Below are 1,369 nucleotides of genomic sequence, written 5' to 3' on the forward strand. Positions count from 1 at the left end.
CTTGTTGGGCTGCCGTGTACAACAATAGCCGGAGCCTGTAATGGTCATGATTCCGGTATCCGCGGGCGGCTCGTTTGAGGTTCTTGGCGCTGAGGTTCGCCGCTTCGCTGCGCGCGTTCGTGACCCTGGTCCGGCAGAACGTGAGCAGTTCTTTGCGCCACATTTTCAGGGTCAGGAACAGTGATTTCGCCTCGCGCATTCTGGTCGCTTTCACGGCGTTTTCGAGCTCGGCCCAGGCTCGGTGAAAGCCGTCGATGTGATTGGTCTTCAGCAGCTGGCGGACGTGTTCCTTGATGCCCCAGACGACACCGAGTTCAAGGTCAGAGCCAATGATTTCATGCATCCGTCCGCGCTGGGCGGAGGACATGTTTTCCTGGTTGCAGGTCAGCAATTTCCGGTACTTCCAGGCCGGATCCGTGGCCCTGCCGCGCCTGCCGTGGAGGTCGTGAGCGCGGCGCCGCCGGACCTCGGTGACCATCTGGTTCGCCCGGGCCACCACATGCCAGTGGTCCACGGTGATGGCTGCCCTGGGCAGGACTTTGCGGATGGCCCGGCGGAACTCGGTGGACATATCCATGGCCACCATCTCCACCTTGTTACGCCACCAGCGCGGTCTGGCGCCGATCCAGTCACGCACCGCCTGGCCACGGCGGCCGTCCACGATGTCCAGGATCGCGCCGGTGTCCAGGTCCGTGAAAACGATCGACCAGGGCTCTACCCGGGTGACTTTTCCGGCATCGTTTTTCAGGTAGCGGACCCGCCGGAAGCGATGCTCGTCCACGCCCAGCCGGCGGACCAGGCGCCGGTCCACACCGCCGTCCAGGACGGCAGTGTTCTCCATGACACGCATGGCGGTCGTCCACGACACACCCGAGGCCGCGGCAACCCTGGAGACGGCCCGAAGCTCCGCGGACAGTTCTGCGACAATGCCGGCCACGAGCCTGCTGGTCAGCCGGGAACGCAGCGGAATCTCATCGGTGGTCTGCACGAAGGACCGCCGCGGACACTGCGGTTCCAGACACGCCAGCCGCCGCTTCCGGACCCTGACTTCCAAGGGCTCTCCGCCGCACAGGACATCCCGGACGCGGTGGACCGGACGGGCCTGGATCCGGGACGACAGCACCCCGCAGTCAGGACAGGCGCCTTCCTGCTCGACCGGCTCGACAAGAACCGTCCGGCCAGCACCGGCACGCTCGGCGGAGAGCACAACATGGCCCTCCAAATTGAACAGAATCGACGCGGCATCGCACGTCTGCGTAATCTGTAACAAGGCTCGTAGTCCTCAGCAATAGATGTCTCGACAACACCTATGCTCGCAGGGCTACGAGCCCCTTCATTTGAAGGACACCACGCTAAAAGTTGATGAGCC

The 1,369-nt window shown here is 63.8% G+C and carries 1 protein-coding gene; it reads right to left on the reverse strand.

The window, feature by feature from the left end; all coding sequences use genetic code 11:
• On the reverse strand, nucleotides 1-1,270 hold a 1,270-nt coding region (locus LQV16_RS23465; protein ID WP_229996226.1), incomplete at its 3' end, for an ISL3 family transposase.
• Nucleotides 1,271-1,369: the final 99 nt, after the last annotated feature.

Source organism: Arthrobacter sp. Bi26 (assembly GCF_918697925.1).
Classification (GTDB): domain Bacteria; phylum Actinomycetota; class Actinomycetes; order Actinomycetales; family Micrococcaceae; genus Arthrobacter.